Origin of the sequence: Micromonospora sp. WMMA2032, assembly GCF_002688545.1 — a bacterium.
Classification (GTDB): Bacteria; Actinomycetota; Actinomycetes; order Mycobacteriales; family Micromonosporaceae; genus Micromonospora; species Micromonospora sediminicola.
Genome location: NZ_CP024052.1, coordinates 3,405,785 through 3,424,104, shown reverse-complemented (window position 1 = coordinate 3,424,104; position 18,320 = coordinate 3,405,785). Strand labels below are relative to the sequence as shown.

Below are 18,320 nucleotides of genomic sequence, written 5' to 3'. Positions count from 1 at the left end.
CACGCCGTTCTCCGGGCGGTCCGGCACCCCGCCCGCAGCCGTCGGGCGGCTGCCCGGCACCGCACCGCAGCCCGGCACCTGGACCGCGGCGCGCGGACGGCGGATGTGCACCGGGCGCGGCCGAGGGTGCGGTCAGTCGCCCAGGGCGACCGCGAGCGCGGCGGCCACGAAGACGAGCTGGAGCGCCGTCCGGGTGGCCAGCGGGGTGACCGGTCGGCCGGCGAGCGTCAGCCGGCGGCGGGCGGCCGAGACGTTGGCCGGGAACATGGCGAGCATCAGCAGCGCCAGGCCGGCCGCGGCCCAGCGCGCGGTCGCCGGCGGCAGCAGGGCGACCGCGCCGCCGAGTTCCAGCACGCCGGTGAGCGTGACCAGCAGGTCCGGCCGGGGCAGCGCCGGCGGAACCATGGCGATCAGGTCCGCCCGCCGGGAGGCGAAGTGGGCCGTGCCGGTCAGCACGAGCATCAGCGCCAGGCCGACCCGCAGCGCGGGATGCCAGCCGTCGAGCGCGTCCACGCCGAGCAGGCCGGCGATCCGGGCCACGGCGGTGCCGGTGAGGAGTGCGATCAGGGGTGCCACGGCTCATCCCTCCGTCGAGCAATCTTGTCAGCGACAAGATTGCCGGCGTGGATGCCATCTTGTCAATGACAAGTTAGGGTGGGGGTCATGACGTCCTCCGGCTCCTACCACCACGGGGACCTGCGCCGGGCGCTGCTGGCCGCCGCCGTGGACGCGATCGCCGAATCCGGGCCGGCCGCGCTGAGCCTGCGCGATCTCGCCCGGCGGGCCGGCGTCTCGCACGCGGCGCCCGCGCACCACTTCGGTGACAAGGCGGGGTTGCTCACCGCGCTCGCCATCCAGGGCTTCGACAAGCTCGGCGAGGCGCTGCGGGGGGCGGGCGACGACTTCCGGGAGAGCGGCGTCGCGTACGTCGTCTTCGCGGTCCGGCACCGCGCGCACTTCGAGGTGATGTTCCGTCCGGACCTCTACCGGGCCGACGACCCGGAGCTGGTGGCGGCCCGGCAGCGGACCGGGGAGCTGCTGCGCGGCGGGGTGGCCCGGCACACCGGCCGGGAACCCGACCCGGACGCGCTGGCCGCCTGGTCGATCGCGCACGGCTTCGCCGAGCTGTGGCTGGCCGGCGCCCTCCCGTCCCGGGTGGGCGCCGACCCCGAGCCCGCCGCCCGTGCGGTGGTCGGCCGGCTCTTCTCCTGAACGGTCACCAACTGGTCGGCAGCGGCATCCCCTCGGTGTACCCGGCGGTGCTCTGCACGCCGACCAGCGCCCGCTCGTGGAACTCCTCCAGGCTGCGTGCGCCCGCGTAGGTGAACGCGCTGCGTACCCCGGAGATGATCTCGTCGATCAGGTCCTCGACGCCCGGGCGGTTCGGGTCCAGGTACATCCGGGCCGAGGAGATGCCCTCCTCGAAGATGGCCTTGCGGGCCCGGTCGAACGCGCTGTCCTCGGCGGTCCGGGCGCTCACCGCCCGCGACGAGGCCATGCCGAAGCTCTCCTTGTAGCGCCGGCCGTCGGCGTCGGTGTAGAGATCGCCGGGGGACTCGTAGGTGCCGGCGAACCAGGAGCCGATCATCACGTTCGAGGCGCCCGCGGCCAGCGCCAGCGCCACGTCCCGCGGGTGCCGTACGCCGCCGTCGGCCCAGACGTGCCGGCCCAGCGAGCGGGCCGCCGCGGCGCAGTCGAGCACCGCGGAGAACTGCGGGCGGCCCACGCCGGTCATCATCCGGGTGGTGCACATGGCACCCGGCCCGACACCGACCTTCACGATGTCCGCGCCGGCCTCGACCAGGTCGCGTACGCCGTCCGCGGTGACCACGTTGCCCGCCGCCACCGGCACCCCCGGGTCGAGCTTGCGCACCGCCCGCAGCGCCTGGAGCATCCGCTCCTGGTGGCCGTGCGCGGTGTCCACCACCAGCGTGTCCACCCCCGCCTCCAGCAGCGCGGCGGCCTTGCCGGTGACGTCGCCGTTGATGCCCACCGCGGCGGCGATGCGCAGCCGGCCGCGGTCGTCCACCGCCGGCCGGTAGAGCGTGGCGCGCAGCGCGCCCTGCCGGGTCAGCACGCCGACCAGGCGGCCCTCGCCGTCCACCACCGGCGCGAGCCGCCGCCGGCCCGCCGACAACCGGTCGAATCCGGTACGCGGGTCCGCGTCCGCCGGCACGGTGTGCAGCTCGGTGGACATCACGTGCCGCAGCTGGGCGAAGCGGTCCACCCCGACGGTGTCCGCCTCCGTCACCACGCCCATCGGCCGCCCGTCCGCGTCGACCACGACGACCGCGCCGTGGGAGCGCTTGGGCAGCAGGTGGATCGCGTCGCCGACGGTGTCGGTCGGACCCAGCGTGATCGCGGTGTCGTGCACCAGGTGCCGCTGCTTGACCCAGCCGACGACGTTGGCCACGACCTCGATCGGGATGTCCTGCGGGATCACCGCCACGGCGCCGCGCCGGGCCACCGTCTCGGCCATCCGCCGGCCGGCCACCGCGGTCATGTTCGCCACCACCAGCGGAATGGTGGTGCCGGTGCCGTCGCCGGAGGACAGGTCGACGTCGAGTCGGGAGCCCACCTGCGAGCGGTTGGGCGCCATGAAGACGTCGTTGTAGGTCAGGTCGTGCGCGGGGACCGCGCCATGAAGGAACCGCACCCGAACATCATTCCCGCCCGGGCGCGCTCCCGCCCCCGGTGGTGGCAAGGACCACCCGGCCCCGCGCTGTTAAGAAGGGGCCCTTTCTCTACCTCAGGCGTTAAGAAGGGGCCCTTCCTTACACCTCAGGCGATGGTGCAGATCGCGGCGCCGGCCGTGATCACCGCGCCCACCTCGGCGGCCAGCCCGCTCACCGTGCCGGCCTTGTGCGCGTGCAGCGGCTGCTCCATCTTCATCGCCTCCAGCACCACGACCAGGTCGCCCTCGGCGACCGTGTCGCCGTCGGCCACGGCGATCTTGACGATGGTGCCCTGCATGGGGGAGGTGAGCGTGTCACCGCTGACCGCGGCGCCCGCCTTGCCCCCGCCACCCCGGCGGGCCGGCTTCTTCGCGGCGGGCGCGGCGGTCGCCGTACCCGCGCCGAGTCCGGCGGGGAGGACGACCTCCAGCCGCTTGCCGCCCACCTCGACCACGACGGTCTCGCGCTCGGCCGGAGCCTCGGCGGCACCGGCGGCGGCGGTGAAGGCCGGGACGGTGTTGTCGAACTCCGTCTCGATCCAGCGGGTGTGCACGGTGAACGGCTCAGCGGTGAACGCCTCGTCGCGGACCACCAGGCGGTGGAAGGGCAGCGCGGTGGCCATGCCCTCGACCACCATCTCGTCGAGCGCCCGGCGGGCCCGCTCCAGGGCCTCGGTGCGGGTCTCGCCGACGATGATCACCTTGGCCAGCAGCGAGTCGAAGTTGCCACCGATCACGTCGCCGGCCGAGATGCCGGTGTCGACCCGGACACCCGGGCCGGACGGCAACCGCAGCGCGGTGACGGTGCCCGGAGCGGGCAGGAAGTTGCGGCCCGGGTCCTCGCCGTTGATCCGGAACTCGATGGCGTGGCCACGCGGCGTCGGGTCCTCGGTGATGCGCAGCTTCTCGCCGTCGGCGATGCGGAACTGCTCGCGTACCAGGTCGATGCCGGCGGTCTCCTCGGTCACCGGGTGCTCCACCTGGAGCCGGGTGTTGACCTCCAGGAAGGAGATGGTGCCGTCCGCGCCGACCAGGTATTCCACCGTGCCGGCACCGTGGTAGCCGGCCTCCCGGCAGATCGCCTTCGCGCTGTCGTGGATCTGCGCGCGCTGGGCGTCGGTGAGGAAGGGCGCGGGCGCCTCCTCGACCAGCTTCTGGTGCCGGCGCTGCAGCGAGCAGTCGCGGGTGCCCACCACGATCACGTTGCCGTGCTGGTCGGCCAGCACCTGCGCCTCGACGTGGCGCGGCTGGTCCAGGTAGCGCTCGACGAAGCACTCGCCCCGGCCGAACGCGGCGACCGCCTCGCGGGTGGCCGACTCGAACAGGTGGGGGATCTCCTCCATGGTGCGGGCGACCTTGAGGCCGCGCCCGCCGCCGCCGAAGGCCGCCTTGATGGCGACCGGCAGCCCGTGGTCGACGGCGAACGCCATCACCTCGTCGGCGTTGCCCACCGGGTCCGGGGTGCCGGGCACCAGCGGCGCGCCGGCGCGCTGCGCGATGTGCCGGGCGGTCACCTTGTCGCCCAGGTCGCGGATCGCCTGCGGGGTGGGGCCGATCCAGGTCAGCCCGGCGTCGATGACGGCCTGGGCGAAGTCGGCGTTCTCGGAGAGGAAGCCGTAGCCGGGGTGCACGGCGTCCGCGCCGGCGCGGGCGGCCACGTCGATGAGCTTGTCGATGCGCAGGTAGCTGTCCGCCGCGGTGTCGCCGCCGAGGGCGTACGCCTCGTCGGCGAGCGTGGCGTGCAGGGCGTCCCGGTCGGAGTCCGCGTAGACGGCGACGCTGGCCAGGCCGGCGTCGCGGCAGGCGCGGATGACGCGGACGGCGATCTCGCCGCGGTTGGCGATGAGAACCTTGCGCACCTTGGGGGCTCCTCCCGGGAGGTCGATGCCGGGAGTGTATCGGCCGGCATGCTGGCCCTAACGATCGCTCAGTGTGGGATGTGGCACTGTAGTCAAACTTGGCTATTACGCTTGTCCGGTGTCGGCGACGCGGATGATGATTCTGGGCCTGGTCAGGTGGATGCAGCCGGTGCACGGCTACGACGTGCGCCGCGAGCTGCTGAGTTGGAGCGCGGACAAGTGGGCGAACGTCCAGCCCGGTTCGATCTATCACGCGTTGCGCAAGCTCACCGACGAGGGGCTGCTGCGGACCGTGTCGGTCGAGCAGGTGGGCGCCCGTCCGGCCCGCACCACGTACGAGGTGACGGCGAAGGGCGAGGACGAGTTCGAGACGTTGCTGCGGGCCCAGTGGTGGCAGGTCCAGGAGTCGCCGGACCCGTTCGTGGCGGCGTTCTCGTTCCTGCCGGCGATGCCGCGCGACGAGGCCGCGGCGGCGTTGCGCAACCGCGCCAACCTGCTCCGCGCCGGCGTCGAGTCGATGCGCGCCTCGTTGGACTCCGACTGGGTGCGCAACCGCAAACCGGTGCACGTCGGATGGATGTTCGAGCTGTGGCTGGCCCGGGCCGAGGCGGAGACGGCCTGGTGCGAACGGATCGCGGAGCGGATCGAGTCCGGTGTGTCCTACCTCCCCGTGGGGATGGAGCAGGCCGAGGGTTGGTCGGGCTGGACGGACGGGGACAAGAAATAATCAACGTTGACTAGAAGAGTTATATCGCGTTAGCCTCGGCAGGAGCCGCGGGGGAGTCGTGCGTCCTCCCCGCGGACGATCGGCGGCCGGTCACGTCCGGCCCGGACGACCAGGAGCAGAAATGATCGAGACCAGGGGGCTGCGGAAGTCCTTCCGCTCCCGCGCGGGTCGCGAGACGAAGACCGTGGACGCGGTCCGTGGCGTCAACCTCGACGTCGCCGAGGGGGAGATCTTCGGCTTCCTCGGGCCCAACGGCGCCGGCAAGACCACCACGCTCCGGATGCTCGCCACCCTCATCGAGCCGGACGGCGGCCAGGCCACCGTCGCGGGGGCCGACCTGCGCAAGGACCCGGCCGGGGTGCGCCGGCGGATCGGCTACGTGCCCCAGGGCGGCAGCACCTGGGACGAGTCCACCGCCCGCGAGGAACTGGTGCTCCAGGCCCGCCTCTACGGCATCTCCAAGGCCGACGCCCAGCGGCGCGCCACCCGCGCGCTGGACGCGTTCCAGCTCACCGAGTACGCCGACCGCAAGTGCAAGACCTACTCCGGCGGCCAGCGCCGGCGGGTGGAGATCGCGCTCGGCATCATCCACGAGCCGAAGATCGTCTTCCTGGACGAGCCGACCACCGGCCTCGACCCGCAGAGCCGCGCCCACATGTGGGACGAGATCCGGCGGCTGCGCACCGAGGGGATGACCGTCTTCATCACCACGCACTACCTCGACGAGGCCGACGCTCTCTGCGACCGGATCGCGATCATGGATCACGGCGAGGTGGTCGCGGAGGGCACCCCGGCCGAGCTGAAGCGCGAGATCTCCGGCGAGGTGGTGATCGTCGGCCTGGACGCCGCGACCACCCCGCACGCCGCCCAACTGCTCGACACCGAGGCGTACGTGACCAAGCTGGAGACCGCCGACGAGGGCGGCCTGCGTCTCTACGTCGACGAGGGCGCCGTCGCCATCCCGCAGGTGCTGCGCCGCCTCGACCACGCCGGGGTGGAGCTGCGCTCGATCGAACTGCACCGACCCAGCCTCGACGACGTCTTCCTCACCAAGACCGGCCGCTCGCTGCGCGAGTCCTGACCCCCGGAGAAACTGTCATGAAACTCGCCCGCGACACCTGGCTGATCTTCCAGCGCCAGGCGCAACTGCTGCTGCGCAACCCGGTCTGGGTCTTCGTCGGCGTCTTCCAGCCGGTGATGTACCTGCTGCTCTTCGCCCCGCTGCTCAAGCCGGCCCTGAACGCGCCCACCCAGGCCGCCGCGTACAAGATCTTCGTACCCGGTCTGCTCGTGCTGCTGGCCATCTTCGGCGGCCTCTTCCAGGGCTTCGGCCTGATCGCCGAGCTGCGCGCCGGGGTGATCGAACGCTCCCGGGTCACCCCGGTCAGCCGACTCGCCCTGCTGCTCGGCCGCTCCCTGCGCGACGTGGTCTCGCTGATCGCCCAGGCCGTCATCATCACCCTCCTGGCGCTCCTGTTCGACCTGCGCGTCTTCATCGGCTACCTGCTGCTGGCCTACCTGATGCTCGCCCTCATCGCGCTGATGACCTCGGCCGTCTCCTACGGCGTCGCGCTCAAGGTCAAGAGCGAGGACGCGCTCGCCCCGCTGATGAACACGGTCGCCCAGCCGGTCCTGCTGCTCTCCGGCATCCTGCTGCCCCTCACCTTCGCCCCCGGCTGGCTCCAGGGCGTGGCCAAGTGGAACCCGTTCTCCTGGGCCGTCGACGGCACCCGCGCCCTCTTCGGCGGCGACCTCGGCAACGACAAGGTCTGGCAGGGGCTGGCAATCATCACGGTGCTCGCCGTGGCCGGCGTTGTCTGGGCCGCCCGCCAGTTCGCCCGCAGCGTGAGATGAAAGGAGGGGCCCCCTATTAACGCCTCCGGTAGAGGAAGGGCCCCCTCTTAACACCCGGGGAGAGCTGCCTCTCACTCAAGGCGAGGCGCCGGTCGTGCGCGCGTAGCGTCGGGCCGGTGCCTCGCCTCACCCGTGACCGGACCACCTGGCTGACCTACGCGCAGCTGGGCCTCTGGGGCTTCTTCCTCTACGGGTTCGGCCCCGTCGTACCGCTGCTCCGCGACGAACAGGGCACCAGCGCCGCCGTCGCCGGCCTGCACAGCACCGGCATCGCGGTCGGCGCGCTCGCCGGCGGCGCGCTGTTCGCCCCGGTCGCCCGCCGCTACGGCCGGGGCCCGGCCATCTGGCTCGGCCTCGCCGGCGTGGCCGCCGGCGTCACCGCGCTCGGCCTGCTCCACCCGCTGCCCGCCACCATCGCCGCCGTGGCGGTCGTCGCCACCTTCGGCATGATGGTGATCAGCGGCGTCAACGTGGTGCTCACCGCGCGGCACGGGCCGGCCGCGCCCGCCGCGCTCACCGAGGCCAACGCCGCCTGCGCCGGCATGGGCATCCTGGCGCCGCTGACCATCGGCGTCACGGTGGACGCCGGCCTCGGCTGGCGACCGGTGATGGCCGTCGAGGTCGGGCTGATCACGCTGGTCGCGCTCGCCGCGTTGACCTTCCGGGTACGCCTGCCGCAGGGCGCCCCCGCTACCGCGGCTGCCGCCGCCCCCGCTACCGCGGCTGCCGCCGCCCCCGCTACCGCGGCTGCCGCCGCCCCCGCTACCGCGGCTGCCGCCGCCCCCGCTACCGCGGCTGCCGCCGCCCCCGCTACCGCGGCTGCCGCCGCCCCCGCTACCGCGGCTGCCGCCGCCCCCGTTGGCGTCGCTTCCCCATCGGCCGCGCCCGCGCCCGTTGCCGCCGCTGTCGCTCCCGCCGCTGTTACTCCTGGCTCTGTCGCTCCCGCCGCTGTTACTCCCGGCTCTGTGACTCCCGCCGCTGTTACTCCTGGCGCTGTCGCTCCCGGCGCTGTGGCTCCCGCGGCGGGCGCCTCCGCTGTGCTCGCCCGCGGGTCGGGCGAGGTTTCGGTGAGATCTCGTTCGAGCGGATCAGGACCTTGCCGAGGCCTCGATGCGGGCATGCGGGCGGCGTCCGCGCGGTTGCCGCGGGCGTACTGGATCGCCTGGGTTCTGATGTCGGTCACCGGCTCGATCGAGGTCTGCCTGTCGCTCTGGACCGCCGACGTGCTCCGCGGCCATGCCGGACTGAGTGCCGGCGGCGCGTCGGCGGGTGTCGCGGCGATCGTCTGCGGCATGTTCGTCGGCCGGGCCGCCGGTGGCCGGGCCGCGCTGCGCTGGCCACCGGTGCCGCTGCTGCTCGGCGCCCTCACCGTCTCACTCGCCGGGTTCACCCTGTTCTGGGCCAGCCCGATCGGCTGGCTGGCGGTCACCGGCCTGGTCGTGCTCGGGCTGGGCAACGCCCTCCACTACCCGCTGGCGATCTCCATCGCTCTCGCGGCCGCCGGCACGGCCACCGATCGGGCGGCGGGCTGGTCGTCGTACTCGATGGGGGTTGGTTTCGGGATCGCGCCGGTCGTGCTCGGCTGGGTGGCCGACGGCGTCGGCCCGCACCGGGCCTTCCTGCTGTTGCCCGTGTTCATCGCGGTGGCCGTGCTGCTGACCATGCGGCTGGGCCGGGCCCTGGCGCCCGGTGTCGCGCCCGCTTGATCGACTCCACTTCGCCGAGGTGGCGGTGTCCGGCGTGCCTCGATACCGCCACCTCGGCGAACTGGTTCAGCGCACCCGGGCGAGCGTCACCCCGTCGGCGATCGGCAGCATCACGGCCTCGACGCGGACGTCGGCGAGGACCTCGTCGTTGAACGCGGCGATCGCCCGATCGTCCGCGTTGCGCGGGGCGAGCACCCGACCGCCCCGGAGGGTGTTGTCCACCGCGATCACCGCGCCGGGGCGCATCCGGGGCACCAGTTCGTCCCAGTAGACCGGGTAGCCGACCTTGTCCGCGTCGATGAACGCGAAGTCGAGGTGACGCTCCCGAGGCAGCTCGCGCAGCCCGTCCGCGGCCGGCCCGATGCGCAGCTCGATCCGGTCCTGCACCCCGGCGCGGGCCCAGTAACGCCGGGCCACGTCGGTGTACTCCGCCGAGATGTCGAAGCAGGTCAGCCGACCGCCGTCGGCCAGCCCTCGGGCGATCGCGAGTGAGGAGAGACCGGTGAACGTCCCCACCTCCACCGCCTGCCGCACCCCGAGCAACCGGGTCAGGAAGGTCAGGAACGCCGCCTGCTCCGGAGCGACCTGCATGTCCGCCTCGGCCGGAAGGGCCGCCCGGGTCTCCTCGGCCAGGTCGCGGACCACCTCGTCGGGGGCGGACCCGTGGGCCACCAGATAGGCGTGCAGTTCCGGGGTCAGCGGTAGCGGCTTCGTGCTCATGCCCGGACGTTAGCCGAGATGCTCGATCTCCTGGCCCCCCGGCGCGACCTTCGTCCACAGATCGACGATGCGAAGGTCCAACTCGGCGAGAAGCCGACGCAACAGGGGCAGGGACAGGCCCACCACCGTGCCCGGGTCGCCCTCGATGCCGGTCAGGAACGCCCCACCCAGCCCGTCGATCGTGAACGCGCCGGCCACCGCCAGCGGCTCGCCCGTCGCCACGTACGCGGCGATCTCCTCGTCGCTGATGTCCGCGAAGTGCACCGTGGTCGAGGCGACCGCCTCGGCGCGCGGCTCGTGCACCACGTCGATCAGGCAGTGCCCGGTGTGCAGGACGCCACTACGCCCCCGCATCCGCCGCCACCGCCGAGTGGCGTCCGCCGCGTCCGCCGGCTTCCCGAGAATCTCACCGTCGAACGCGAGCACCGAGTCGCAGCCGAGCACCAGCGTGCGCTCCTCCGCGGTGGACCGCAGTCGACCGAGTACGGCCTGGGCCTTCAGCCGGGCCAGTTCGAGACACAGGTCCTCGGCCCGCTCGCTGACCACCAGCGACTCGTCGACACCGCTGACCAGCACGTCGGGTTCGATCCCCGCGGCCTGGAGCAGCTTGCGGCGGGCGGGACTCTGCGAGGCGAGCACGAGACGCAACGGCACGGAGTTCAGCACCCCGCCGACGCTACCGGCTGATCCTCGGTGGCGGGTCGTCGGCACGTCGACGTCGACGCCAGACGAGGTAGGCGCCGCCCGCCGCCAGCAGGGCGCCCAGGGTCGCGAGCCCTCGGGCGGTGCTGTCGTCGCCAGCGGCGTCGGGTGCGGCGGCGGTCGGGGCCGGGGCGGTGACGCCGGTCGACTCGAAACCGAGCGGAGGGACGTCGGCGGTGAGCGCGGCGACCAGATCGATCACCCCATAGCCGTACTGGTCGTCGCGGCCGGGTGGGCCCTTGTCGACAGCGGTCGCGGTCAGTCGGTGCGCGACCTCTGCGGCGGGAAGGTTGGGGTATTTGGAGCGGATGAGCGCGGCGGCACCAGCCACGATCGCGGTGGCACTGGAGGTCCCTGTGCCCTTCGAATACTTGCCGCCGTAACTCGTGCTGTAGATGTCTACCGCAGGTGCCGCGACATCTATCTCCGGTCCGCTAACCGAAGCAGAGGCGTGCGCGCCAGTGCGGTCTATACCGCCTACAGCTATGACGCCGGGCTCGGACGCGGGGTATCCGACACTTGCGTTCTCTGGATGGTTTCCAGCCGCTGCCACTACGACAATATCTGCGTCAAGTGCTGATTTAATGGCCCGCTGAAGTCGAGTGCTCGCGCCAGCGGTGGCGGAGATGCTTATTACATCAGCGTGCTGCGTGACCGCCCACTCTACGCTTGCGGCCAACTCATCCGTATCTCCCTTTCCGGCGACCAGTTTAGACCGGATGGGTAGCAACTTCGCTCGCGGCGCGATCCCTAATGCCCCTGTCCTGTCGCTCTTGCCGTGGGCTGCAATGAGGCCGGCCATCGAAGTGCCATGACCATTTATGTCTTGCCGCCCGTCGCTAGCTCCATCTAGGTCAATTCCGGGAAGTACGTTATCTGCCAGATCTGGGTGGAGGTCGATTCCCGTGTCTGGTATGGCGACTGTGATGCCATCGCCCTGGCTGAGGCGCTGGGCGTCTGCGGCTCTGAGGAATCGGAGATGCCACTGGTCCTCGCGTACTTGGACTTGGGGTGGTTCGCCCGAAGGGGTGAGCAAAGCGCCGACAAGTATCGTGACCGTGGCGCCTGTTCGAAAAGCGAATGCCATTATCTGTCGAGGCCGATTGCTGGTCCCGGGTCGGTGGGGCCAGGGTCATCCGGCGGTCGCATAACTGGATCCACGCCCCGGTCGACCTGCCACGGGTTGTCTGGATCCCAACGGCACTCATCCTCGGCATCGGAAGGGGGCCGAGGTCGTCGGTTCGGGCCACTCAACGGACCTGCCCCCATTGATGTCGAGCCTGGACTTCCACCCAATGGAAATCCTTGAACGGTGTTGGGTGGAAGCAGCCTTCCGCTGCCCGGCCGCGACCCGGCACCACCGCTGGGGGCCGTGCCGGCTCCTCCACCACCGATTACCCCACCAACCGGATTAACTCTGCGCGGCGCTGAGCCTCCGGTTGAACTTGGGAGGCCCACGGCTTGGCTTCCGCCGATCAGGCCCCCTGTGGGAGTCGAGCGAGGCGGAACAGCGGGCAGGCTACCCCCAGTAGATCGACCCGGGCGAACGGTCTGTGGCCCCGCAGGTGCAGTTGGTCCGGCGCCCAGGCCAGTAGTCGGTGCGAGGGGAGGCTGAACAGTTCCTCCGCCCGTAGGCGCAACTGAGCTTGGGTTGGGTAGTCCAGCCTGCGTAGCGGTTGCTGGGGGCGGGGCGAAAGCGGTTCCCGTGCCACCAAGTACAGGCCCATTGCTTGATGAGAGGGGCGGGGGTGTCTGCTGACCTGGCTTGGAAACTATTTGCTGACGCTGATCAACGCTGTTTTGTAGGGGCACCGGCACGACTGGTGGGATGACTGGTGTGATGTTCCCGTACGCGTCTGGATCTTCGATTTGCCTTGGCAGCTTTGGCTGCGGAGGAGGCTGGCGGAGCATGACCTGGGCTTGTTGGAGCTCTCCGCTCAATCCCGTCATCAACCCGCGCGCCCTGACGTTCAACCGCTCCAGGTCCTCGTCCGTCACCGGGGGCCGCTCCGGAAGCCGGCTGCCCGCCACCGCCTTTGGGTCGGCGACCGTCGTCTCGTACGCCTGCTTCTGTCGCAGCTTGGTCGCGTACTCGTCGTAGAGCGGTCGCAGCTCGGTGCGGGCGCTGCCGATGGCGCGCGCGGCGGCGGCCAGCGCGTCGTAGTTCGCGGCGGCGGCGTCGTGGGTGTGCTGTACGCGTTCGATGAGCTGGTCGAGTTCGGCGACGTACGCCCGCGCGGCCGCGTTGGTCTCGGGCGGCCACGCTTCGGCGAGCCCTCGCCGGTATTCGCGCAACCGGCTCAGGTGGGCCAGGGCCAGGTCGCAGACCTTCCGCCAGCCGGCGACCTGCTTCCACTGGCCGGTGGTGTCCTGGTCCTGCAGGCACGCCCACATGCTGGAGACGTCCATCAGCTGCCAGTCGGTGAGCCCGGCGGTGCGTCCGCCGCCCCGTTCGATCACGGCAGGACCACCTGCTGCCCCTGATCGGTTGCGGTGGGGTCGGCCAGGGGTGGCATCGGACGCGTGACGGCGGTGGACGGGGTGGTGAGTGCCCGTTCGACGTCGGTGACCCGGGCCGAGGAGAACGCGTCCGCGTCGCCGTAATGAGCGGCGATCCGGCCGGCGGCGTCGGCCAGCCTGCCGGTGGCGGGGGCCAGGTCCCACACCGCGCTCACGGCGGCCTTCTGGGTCTCGTGGTGGGCCTGCATGAACTGCACCAGCTCGACGAAGGCGTCGGCCGGGTTGGGCACCGGGGCCTTCATGTCGTCGGCGATGTACGACAGGTGGGGGGAGTAGTTGCGCGTGACCTCGTCCTGCAGGCGGTCGGCGAACTCGCGCATCTGTCGGATGTCGGCCTCGATGCCGCCGTAGTCGCGTAGCCAGCCGGCTGGCCGGTCGTCCTCCGGGATCATCGGACCTCCCTGCCCGTCACCGCACGGTTTCCCTGAGTGAGGTTAATGGCTCCGCGCGGATCCCGGCAGTCCCGGTACGGGTCCCGTACGCGGGGAAGGTTTCAGCGGGGGAGACCTGAGGCGCGCCACGCGCCGGGACCGGCGAGCGGGCTCGCGCCGGCCGGGCGGGCGCTGCGGGACCAGTGCGAGACGGCGGCCGGCGCGGCGACCGCGACCGGGCGGGTGCGCACCACGATCGCGCCGACCAGAGCGGCCAGCTCCTCGGCGGTGGGCACGCCACGGACGATCCGGAACATCGGCTCTTCGGCAGACATGGGCCCAGGGTACGCGTCCGGAACTCGACCTTCGCCGGACAGTGGCGTGCCGGCGGTGTGTGCGTCGGGGCGGCCGGGTACGGTTTCAGCGATGTCGAACGCGCTCCCCCAACTCGTCGCCGACCGGTACAGGCTGCTGTCACCGCTCGGCCAGGGCGGCATGGGCCGCGTCTGGAAGGCGCGGGACGAGGTGCTGCACCGGGACGTGGCCATCAAGGAACTGGTCCCGCCGCCCGGCCTCACCCCGGAGGAGCGCCGCGAGATGCGGGAACGCTCGCTGCGTGAGGCGCGGGCCATCGCCCGGCTCAACAACGTCAACGTGGTCCGCATCTTCGACGTGCTGCGCACCGACGGCGACCCGTGGATCGTCATGGAATACGTCGCGTCGAAGTCGTTGCAGGACACCATCGCCGAGGACGGCCCGGTCTCGGTGGCCAAGGCGGTCGAGATCGGCCTGGGCGTGCTCGGCGCGCTGAAGGCCGCGCACAAGGCCGGGATCATGCACCGCGACGTCAAGCCGGGCAACGTGCTGCTGGGCGAGGACGGCCGGGTGGTGCTGACCGACTTCGGCCTGGCCACCATTCCCGGCGACCCGAACGTGACCCGCACCGGCATGGTGCTGGGCTCGCCCGCGTACATCTCGCCGGAGCGCGCCCGCGACGGCACGGCGGGGCCGGAGGCCGACCTCTGGTCGCTCGGCGCCACGCTCTACGCCGCCGTCGAGGGCAAGTCGCCCTACGCCCGCCCGTCGGCGATCGCCACCCTGGCCGCGCTCGCCACCGAGCCGCTGCCGCCGACGCGCAACGCCGGGCCGCTCAAGCCCGTCCTCCAGGGCCTGCTGCGCAAGGACCCGGACGAGCGGATCACCGCCGAGGTGGCGGAGCGCATGCTGCGCAAGGCCGCCGGTCGGCGGGCCAAGGGCATCTCGCTGCTGGACGGCGTACGCCGGCCGGGGCCGAACGGTCCGCGCGCGCCGCGACCGCCGCTGGTGCCGGCGCCGCGCCCGGCCGACCAGGCCGAACGCGACGACAGTTCGGCCGCCGGCGCGGTCGCCGCCACCGGGGGTACGGCGGCGGTCGCCGCCGACCCGACGGCGAAGGTGCCGGCGCCCACCTCGGACGCCGGCCCGACCGCGAAGGTGACCCCGCCGGCCGCCGAGCCGACGACGAAGCTCGACCCCACCCCGCCGGTCGACGAGACCCGGGTGGACGACGCCGACCCGGCGCTGGACGAGACCCGCCTCGACGGTGAGCCCGTTCCCGCCGCCCCGGCGCAGCGCCCGGCCTCGCCGGTCAGCCCCGCGCCACTGAGCGCCGCGCCGGTCAGCCCCGCCTCGTCGACCGGGCGGGCCACCGTGCTGCCCGGGACGAAGACGGCGCCGAACCGGCGCAACCTCCTCATCGGCGCGCTGGTGCTGGTGCTGCTGGTCGGCCTGGCGGTGGCGCTGCCGCTGCTCAACAACGGCGACGACTCCGGCGACGGCGGTCAACCGACGGCCGGCAGCTCGGTGGGGTCGGCGGCCCCGCCCGCGCCGAGCACCAGCGCCGCCCCGCCCAGCGCGAGCGCCTCGCCGAGCGGCAGTCCGTCGACCAGCCCGTCCGCGTCGGCCAGCCCATCCCCGTCGGGGTTCGTGCTGCCGGCCGGTTGGCGCTACTACAAGGGCTCCAACGGCTTCCAGGTGCCGGTTCCAGACGGCTGGCGGGCCAAGCCCAGCGGCAATCAGGTCGTGCTCTACGAGGTCGGCGGCGCCCGTCGCGTGTTGTTCATCCAGTGGACGGACTCGCCGAAGAAGGACGCGTACGCCGACTGGAAGGCGCAGGAGTCGTCGCGGCGCAACTACGTCGACGCCTACAAGCTGGTCGGCATCACCCGGTGCGACCCCTACTTCCGCACCTGCGCCGACTGGGACTGGCTGGAGACGCGTGACGGCGGCACCCGCTTCCACGTGCGCAACCGGGGCGTGGCGACGGCCAGCAACCGGGGCTACGCGCTGCGCTGGGAGGTGCCGGCGAAGGACTGGGAGGCCAACCTCGCCGCCTTCGACATCATCACCAAGGGCTTCGTGCCGGACCGCAAGAACTGACCCAGGAATCCCGCCGTCACGAAACGTGTTCGCATGGCTTTCCGTCCTCGGGGGTATGAACATCCCTGACGACGGAAGGAGGTGCGACATGGGTTACCGACGCAGGGACACCGGCACCCGGCTGGCACTGTGGATGCTCGTCGCGCTCGGGGACGTCGTGCTGCTCCTGGTCAGCGCCGGCCTGTCCGCGCCGGTCGCGATCCTCGGCGTGCTCACGCTCACCCTCGCGGGGGTGGCGGCGTGGCGCTGGACCCGCCGCACGGCGGTGCCCGTGCCGGCCACCGCACGCCGCCGGGCCTGACCGGGCGACGACGACCCCGACGGTACGACGACAGCGGGACCGCCCCGTGGCGAGGCGGTCCCGATGACGGCGGGCGCGCGTCAGGTGTTGTTCGCCAGGGCGATCAGTCGGCTCCGGTCGCCGTTCCAGTAGTTGCGGTCGACGTTGCCGCTGATCCCGGAGACGCTGCCGGTGCTGGTGTACTGCCAGAAGCTCCACACCGGCGCGCCGGCCGGCAGGGTGCCGGGCGAGCTGGCCCAGCGGGCGAGCCACAGCGGGTGGTTGGCCCACGGGCCGGTCCAGCTTCCGGTGCACTGGTTCCACCAGCTCGTCGTGGTGTAGATGACCGCGTACCGGCCGGTGCGGGACCGGTAGGTGTTGAGGAAGTCCTGGATCCAGTTGCGCATGCCGGTGGTGCTCAGGCCGTAGCAGTAGCCGCCGCTGTAGGGGTTGCCCTCGATGTCCAGCGCGGCCGGCAGGGTGCGGCTGTCGGCGGACCACGCGCCGCCGTTGCTGGCCAGGTAGTTGGCCTGGGTCGAGCCGGCGGAGATGTTGGGCCGGGCGAAGTGGTACGCCCCCCGGATCACGCCCGCGTTGTAGGCGTTGACGTAGTTCGAGTTGAAGTTCGGGTCCTTGTAGCTCGTGCCCTCGGTGGCCTTGATGAAGGCGAACTGGATGCCCGCGTTGCGCACGCTGGTCCAGTTGATGCTGCCCTGGTAGCGGGAGACGTCGATCCCGGGCGTGGTGGCGGCGGCGGCCGGTCCGGCGGTCGCCACGAGGGCCGCGGCCGCGGTGGCGGCGACGGTCAGGCCGGCGGCGAACAGCCGGCGTACGGAGAACCTGGTGTGGGCCATGGATGCCTCCAGAGGACGTCTACTGATTGACGCTCATCTTTGGAGGTTAGTGCCCTAGATCGCAAGAGGGTGCAAGGAAATTTTCATCGACGGTCGTCGTCATCCCAGGTGGCGGGGTGGTTCCGGATCAGCGGAGGGTGCCCGGGTCCATCGCCCAGCGGAACGGCTCGGTGACGCTGAGCGTCTCACCGGCCTTGGCCACGGCGTCCTCGACGTAGTGGCCCCCGTCGAGCCGGTGCAGCCGCAGCGAGTGGCTGTCGCCGTCCTGCTCGACCAGCAGACAGAACGGGATCCGGGCGATCGCGTAGAGCTGCATCTTGACCAGGCGGTCCGCGGCGGCGTTACCCGGCGAGACGATCTCACCGACGAGCGCCACGCGTTCGGCGTCGAGAATCACGCCGTCATCGTCGGCATCCGTGACGACGAGATCCGGAATCACGATCCGGTCGACGCCCAGCCGCACGTTGACGGCGTCGTAGACGAACAGGCCGGCTGGCTCGGCCGCGGCCTCCACGGAATTCGCCAGTCGTCGCGCCACCCGCTGGTGCCGTCGGCTCGGAGCAGGGCTCACGATCAGACTCCCGTCGAGCAGTTCGATGCGGCCGCGGTTGTCGCTCAATGCGAGGTAGTCGGCCTCAGTCCACGGACCTACGTGCGAGCTGTAGGGCCCCAACGGAGCTGCGCTCACCGACCTCACCTCCGCTCCCTGACCACGCCCGATCAGTCTCACACTTTATGAGACGCGACCGGTCGAACGACACGGCTCGGGGCGGTAGGCTCCCCGCCCATGCCCCTGATCGACGGCCTGACCACGCTCTGGGACACGCTGACCAGCGCCCAACCGGACCCGCCGCCCCTGCTGGTGGTGCTCACCGCCGTCGTGGCGGTCGCGGTGGTGGCCGCCCGGGTGCCCTGGCGGATCGCCCGCAACGCGGTGACGATCGCGCACGAGGGCGGCCACGCGCTGATGGCGCTGCTCACCCGCCGCAAGCTGCACGGCATCCGGCTGCACTCGGACACGTCCGGCTTGACGCTCTCCGCCGGTCGTCCCGACGGGCCGGGCATGATCCTCACGCTGCTCGCCGGCTACGTCGCGCCGTCGCTGCTCGGCCTCGGCGGCGCGTGGCTGCTCGCCGGCAACCGGATCACGTTGCTGCTCTGGCTGGCGGTGGCGCTGCTGCTGGCCATGCTGGTGCTCATCCGCAACCTGTTCGGTGCGCTGTCGCTGCTGGTCACCGGCGGCATCGTGCTCGCCGTCTCCTGGTACACGCCGCCCGAAGTGCAGGCGGCCTTCGCCTGGACCTCGATCTGGTTCCTGCTCGTCGGCGGCGTGCGGCCGGTCTTCGAGCTGCGACGCCAACGCAGTCGGGGCCGGATGCCCCAGTCGGACGCCGACCAGCTCGCCCGGCTGACGCCGTTCCCGCCGCTGTTCTGGGTGGGGTTCTTCCTGCTGGTCGCGCTCGGCGCGCTGGTCGCCGGCACGCTGCTGCTCACCGGCCCGCTCCTCGCCGAGGTCGGCCTCACCGGCTGACCCGGCCCGGCTGCCCCGCTGGACCCTGCTGACCCGCCGGACCCGGCTGACCCGGTCGGCCCGACGGACCCGGCCGAGCCCGCCCGGCCGCCCGGGCCCGGCCG

The 18,320-nt window shown here is 72.0% G+C and carries 18 protein-coding genes; 8 read left to right on the top strand and 10 right to left on the bottom strand.

What is annotated here, in order from left to right; genetic code table 11:
- Positions 1–132: 132 nt before the first annotated feature.
- The gene (locus CO540_RS15455) at positions 133–576 is read right to left on the bottom strand and encodes a DoxX family membrane protein (RefSeq protein WP_099162592.1); all 444 of its coding nucleotides are present in this window, start codon (positions 574–576) and stop codon (positions 133–135) included.
- Between the two features lie 87 nt (positions 577–663).
- On the opposite strand from CO540_RS15455, the gene CO540_RS15450 reads away from it, so the two are divergent.
- Complete coding sequence (locus tag CO540_RS15450) at positions 664–1,212, top strand: TetR/AcrR family transcriptional regulator (protein ID WP_099162591.1); 549 nt, start codon at positions 664–666, stop codon at positions 1,210–1,212.
- Positions 1,213–1,216: 4 nt separating this feature from the next.
- On the opposite strand, the gene CO540_RS15445 is transcribed toward CO540_RS15450, so the two are convergent.
- Both CO540_RS15445 and CO540_RS15440 read right to left on the bottom strand, forming a co-directional pair.
- Positions 1,217–2,656 carry a GuaB1 family IMP dehydrogenase-related protein gene (locus CO540_RS15445; protein ID WP_099162590.1) on the bottom strand — a complete coding sequence of 480 codons (1,440 nt, stop codon included), beginning with the start codon at positions 2,654–2,656 and terminating at the stop codon, positions 1,217–1,219.
- Positions 2,657–2,781: 125 nt separating this feature from the next.
- Positions 2,782–4,533 (bottom strand): biotin carboxylase N-terminal domain-containing protein, encoded by a 1,752-nt coding sequence (locus tag CO540_RS15440; RefSeq protein WP_099162589.1) that lies wholly within the window; start codon positions 4,531–4,533, stop codon positions 2,782–2,784.
- 133 nt (positions 4,534–4,666) lie between these two features.
- Here CO540_RS15440 and CO540_RS15435 point away from each other — a divergent pair, with 133 nt between their 5' ends.
- The 4 genes from CO540_RS15435 to CO540_RS15420 all read left to right on the top strand — a co-directional run bounded on the left by CO540_RS15435 (position 4,667) and on the right by CO540_RS15420 (position 8,820).
- The gene (locus tag CO540_RS15435; RefSeq protein ID WP_099162588.1) at positions 4,667–5,260 is read left to right on the top strand and encodes a PadR family transcriptional regulator; all 594 of its coding nucleotides are present in this window, start codon (positions 4,667–4,669) and stop codon (positions 5,258–5,260) included.
- A gap of 121 nt (positions 5,261–5,381) precedes the next feature.
- The gene (locus CO540_RS15430; RefSeq protein ID WP_099162587.1) at positions 5,382–6,341 is read left to right on the top strand and encodes an ATP-binding cassette domain-containing protein; all 960 of its coding nucleotides are present in this window, start codon (positions 5,382–5,384) and stop codon (positions 6,339–6,341) included.
- Between the two features lie 17 nt (positions 6,342–6,358).
- Positions 6,359–7,114 (top strand): ABC transporter permease, encoded by a 756-nt coding sequence (locus tag CO540_RS15425; protein ID WP_099162586.1) that lies wholly within the window; start codon positions 6,359–6,361, stop codon positions 7,112–7,114.
- Between the two features lie 116 nt (positions 7,115–7,230).
- Entirely contained in the window at positions 7,231–8,820 is a 1,590-nt protein-coding gene (locus CO540_RS15420) for an MFS transporter (RefSeq protein WP_099162585.1), read from the top strand.
- 66 nt (positions 8,821–8,886) lie between these two features.
- On the opposite strand, the gene CO540_RS15415 is transcribed toward CO540_RS15420, so the two are convergent.
- The 5 genes from CO540_RS15415 to CO540_RS15390 form a co-directional block, all read right to left on the bottom strand.
- The gene (locus CO540_RS15415) at positions 8,887–9,540 is read right to left on the bottom strand and encodes an O-methyltransferase (protein WP_099162584.1); all 654 of its coding nucleotides are present in this window, start codon (positions 9,538–9,540) and stop codon (positions 8,887–8,889) included.
- A gap of 9 nt (positions 9,541–9,549) precedes the next feature.
- Positions 9,550–10,206 (bottom strand): nucleoside triphosphate pyrophosphatase, encoded by a 657-nt coding sequence (locus CO540_RS15410; protein ID WP_099162583.1) that lies wholly within the window; start codon positions 10,204–10,206, stop codon positions 9,550–9,552.
- Positions 10,207–10,216: 10 nt separating this feature from the next.
- Positions 10,217–11,329: a type VII secretion-associated serine protease mycosin gene (gene mycP, locus CO540_RS15405; protein WP_099162582.1), complete on the bottom strand. Its 1,113-nt coding sequence runs from the start codon at positions 11,327–11,329 to the stop codon at positions 10,217–10,219.
- 1,369 nt (positions 11,330–12,698) lie between these two features.
- Positions 12,699–13,154 carry a hypothetical protein gene (locus tag CO540_RS15395; RefSeq protein WP_099162581.1) on the bottom strand — a complete coding sequence of 152 codons (456 nt, stop codon included), beginning with the start codon at positions 13,152–13,154 and terminating at the stop codon, positions 12,699–12,701.
- Positions 13,155–13,255: 101 nt separating this feature from the next.
- Positions 13,256–13,468, bottom strand: coding sequence for an acyl-CoA carboxylase subunit epsilon (locus CO540_RS15390; protein ID WP_099162580.1), 213 nt, complete (start codon positions 13,466–13,468; stop codon positions 13,256–13,258).
- Between the two features lie 91 nt (positions 13,469–13,559).
- On the opposite strand from CO540_RS15390, the gene CO540_RS15385 reads away from it, so the two are divergent.
- Both CO540_RS15385 and CO540_RS15380 read left to right on the top strand, forming a co-directional pair.
- The gene (locus tag CO540_RS15385; RefSeq protein ID WP_099162579.1) at positions 13,560–15,551 is read left to right on the top strand and encodes a serine/threonine-protein kinase; all 1,992 of its coding nucleotides are present in this window, start codon (positions 13,560–13,562) and stop codon (positions 15,549–15,551) included.
- A gap of 88 nt (positions 15,552–15,639) precedes the next feature.
- The gene (locus CO540_RS15380; protein WP_091582158.1) at positions 15,640–15,852 is read left to right on the top strand and encodes a hypothetical protein; all 213 of its coding nucleotides are present in this window, start codon (positions 15,640–15,642) and stop codon (positions 15,850–15,852) included.
- Positions 15,853–15,932: 80 nt separating this feature from the next.
- Here CO540_RS15380 and CO540_RS15375 read toward each other — a convergent pair whose 3' ends face one another.
- Positions 15,933–16,685: a GH25 family lysozyme gene (locus CO540_RS15375; RefSeq protein ID WP_091582155.1), complete on the bottom strand. Its 753-nt coding sequence runs from the start codon at positions 16,683–16,685 to the stop codon at positions 15,933–15,935.
- 127 nt (positions 16,686–16,812) lie between these two features.
- The gene (locus CO540_RS15370) at positions 16,813–17,373 is read right to left on the bottom strand and encodes a Uma2 family endonuclease (RefSeq protein ID WP_099162578.1); all 561 of its coding nucleotides are present in this window, start codon (positions 17,371–17,373) and stop codon (positions 16,813–16,815) included.
- A 99-nt stretch (positions 17,374–17,472) separates the two neighbouring features.
- On the opposite strand from CO540_RS15370, the gene CO540_RS15365 reads away from it, so the two are divergent.
- On the top strand, positions 17,473–18,216 hold the full coding sequence (locus CO540_RS15365) for a M50 family metallopeptidase (RefSeq protein WP_099162577.1): 744 nt from the start codon (positions 17,473–17,475) through the stop codon (positions 18,214–18,216).
- Positions 18,217–18,320 lie beyond the last annotated feature (104 nt).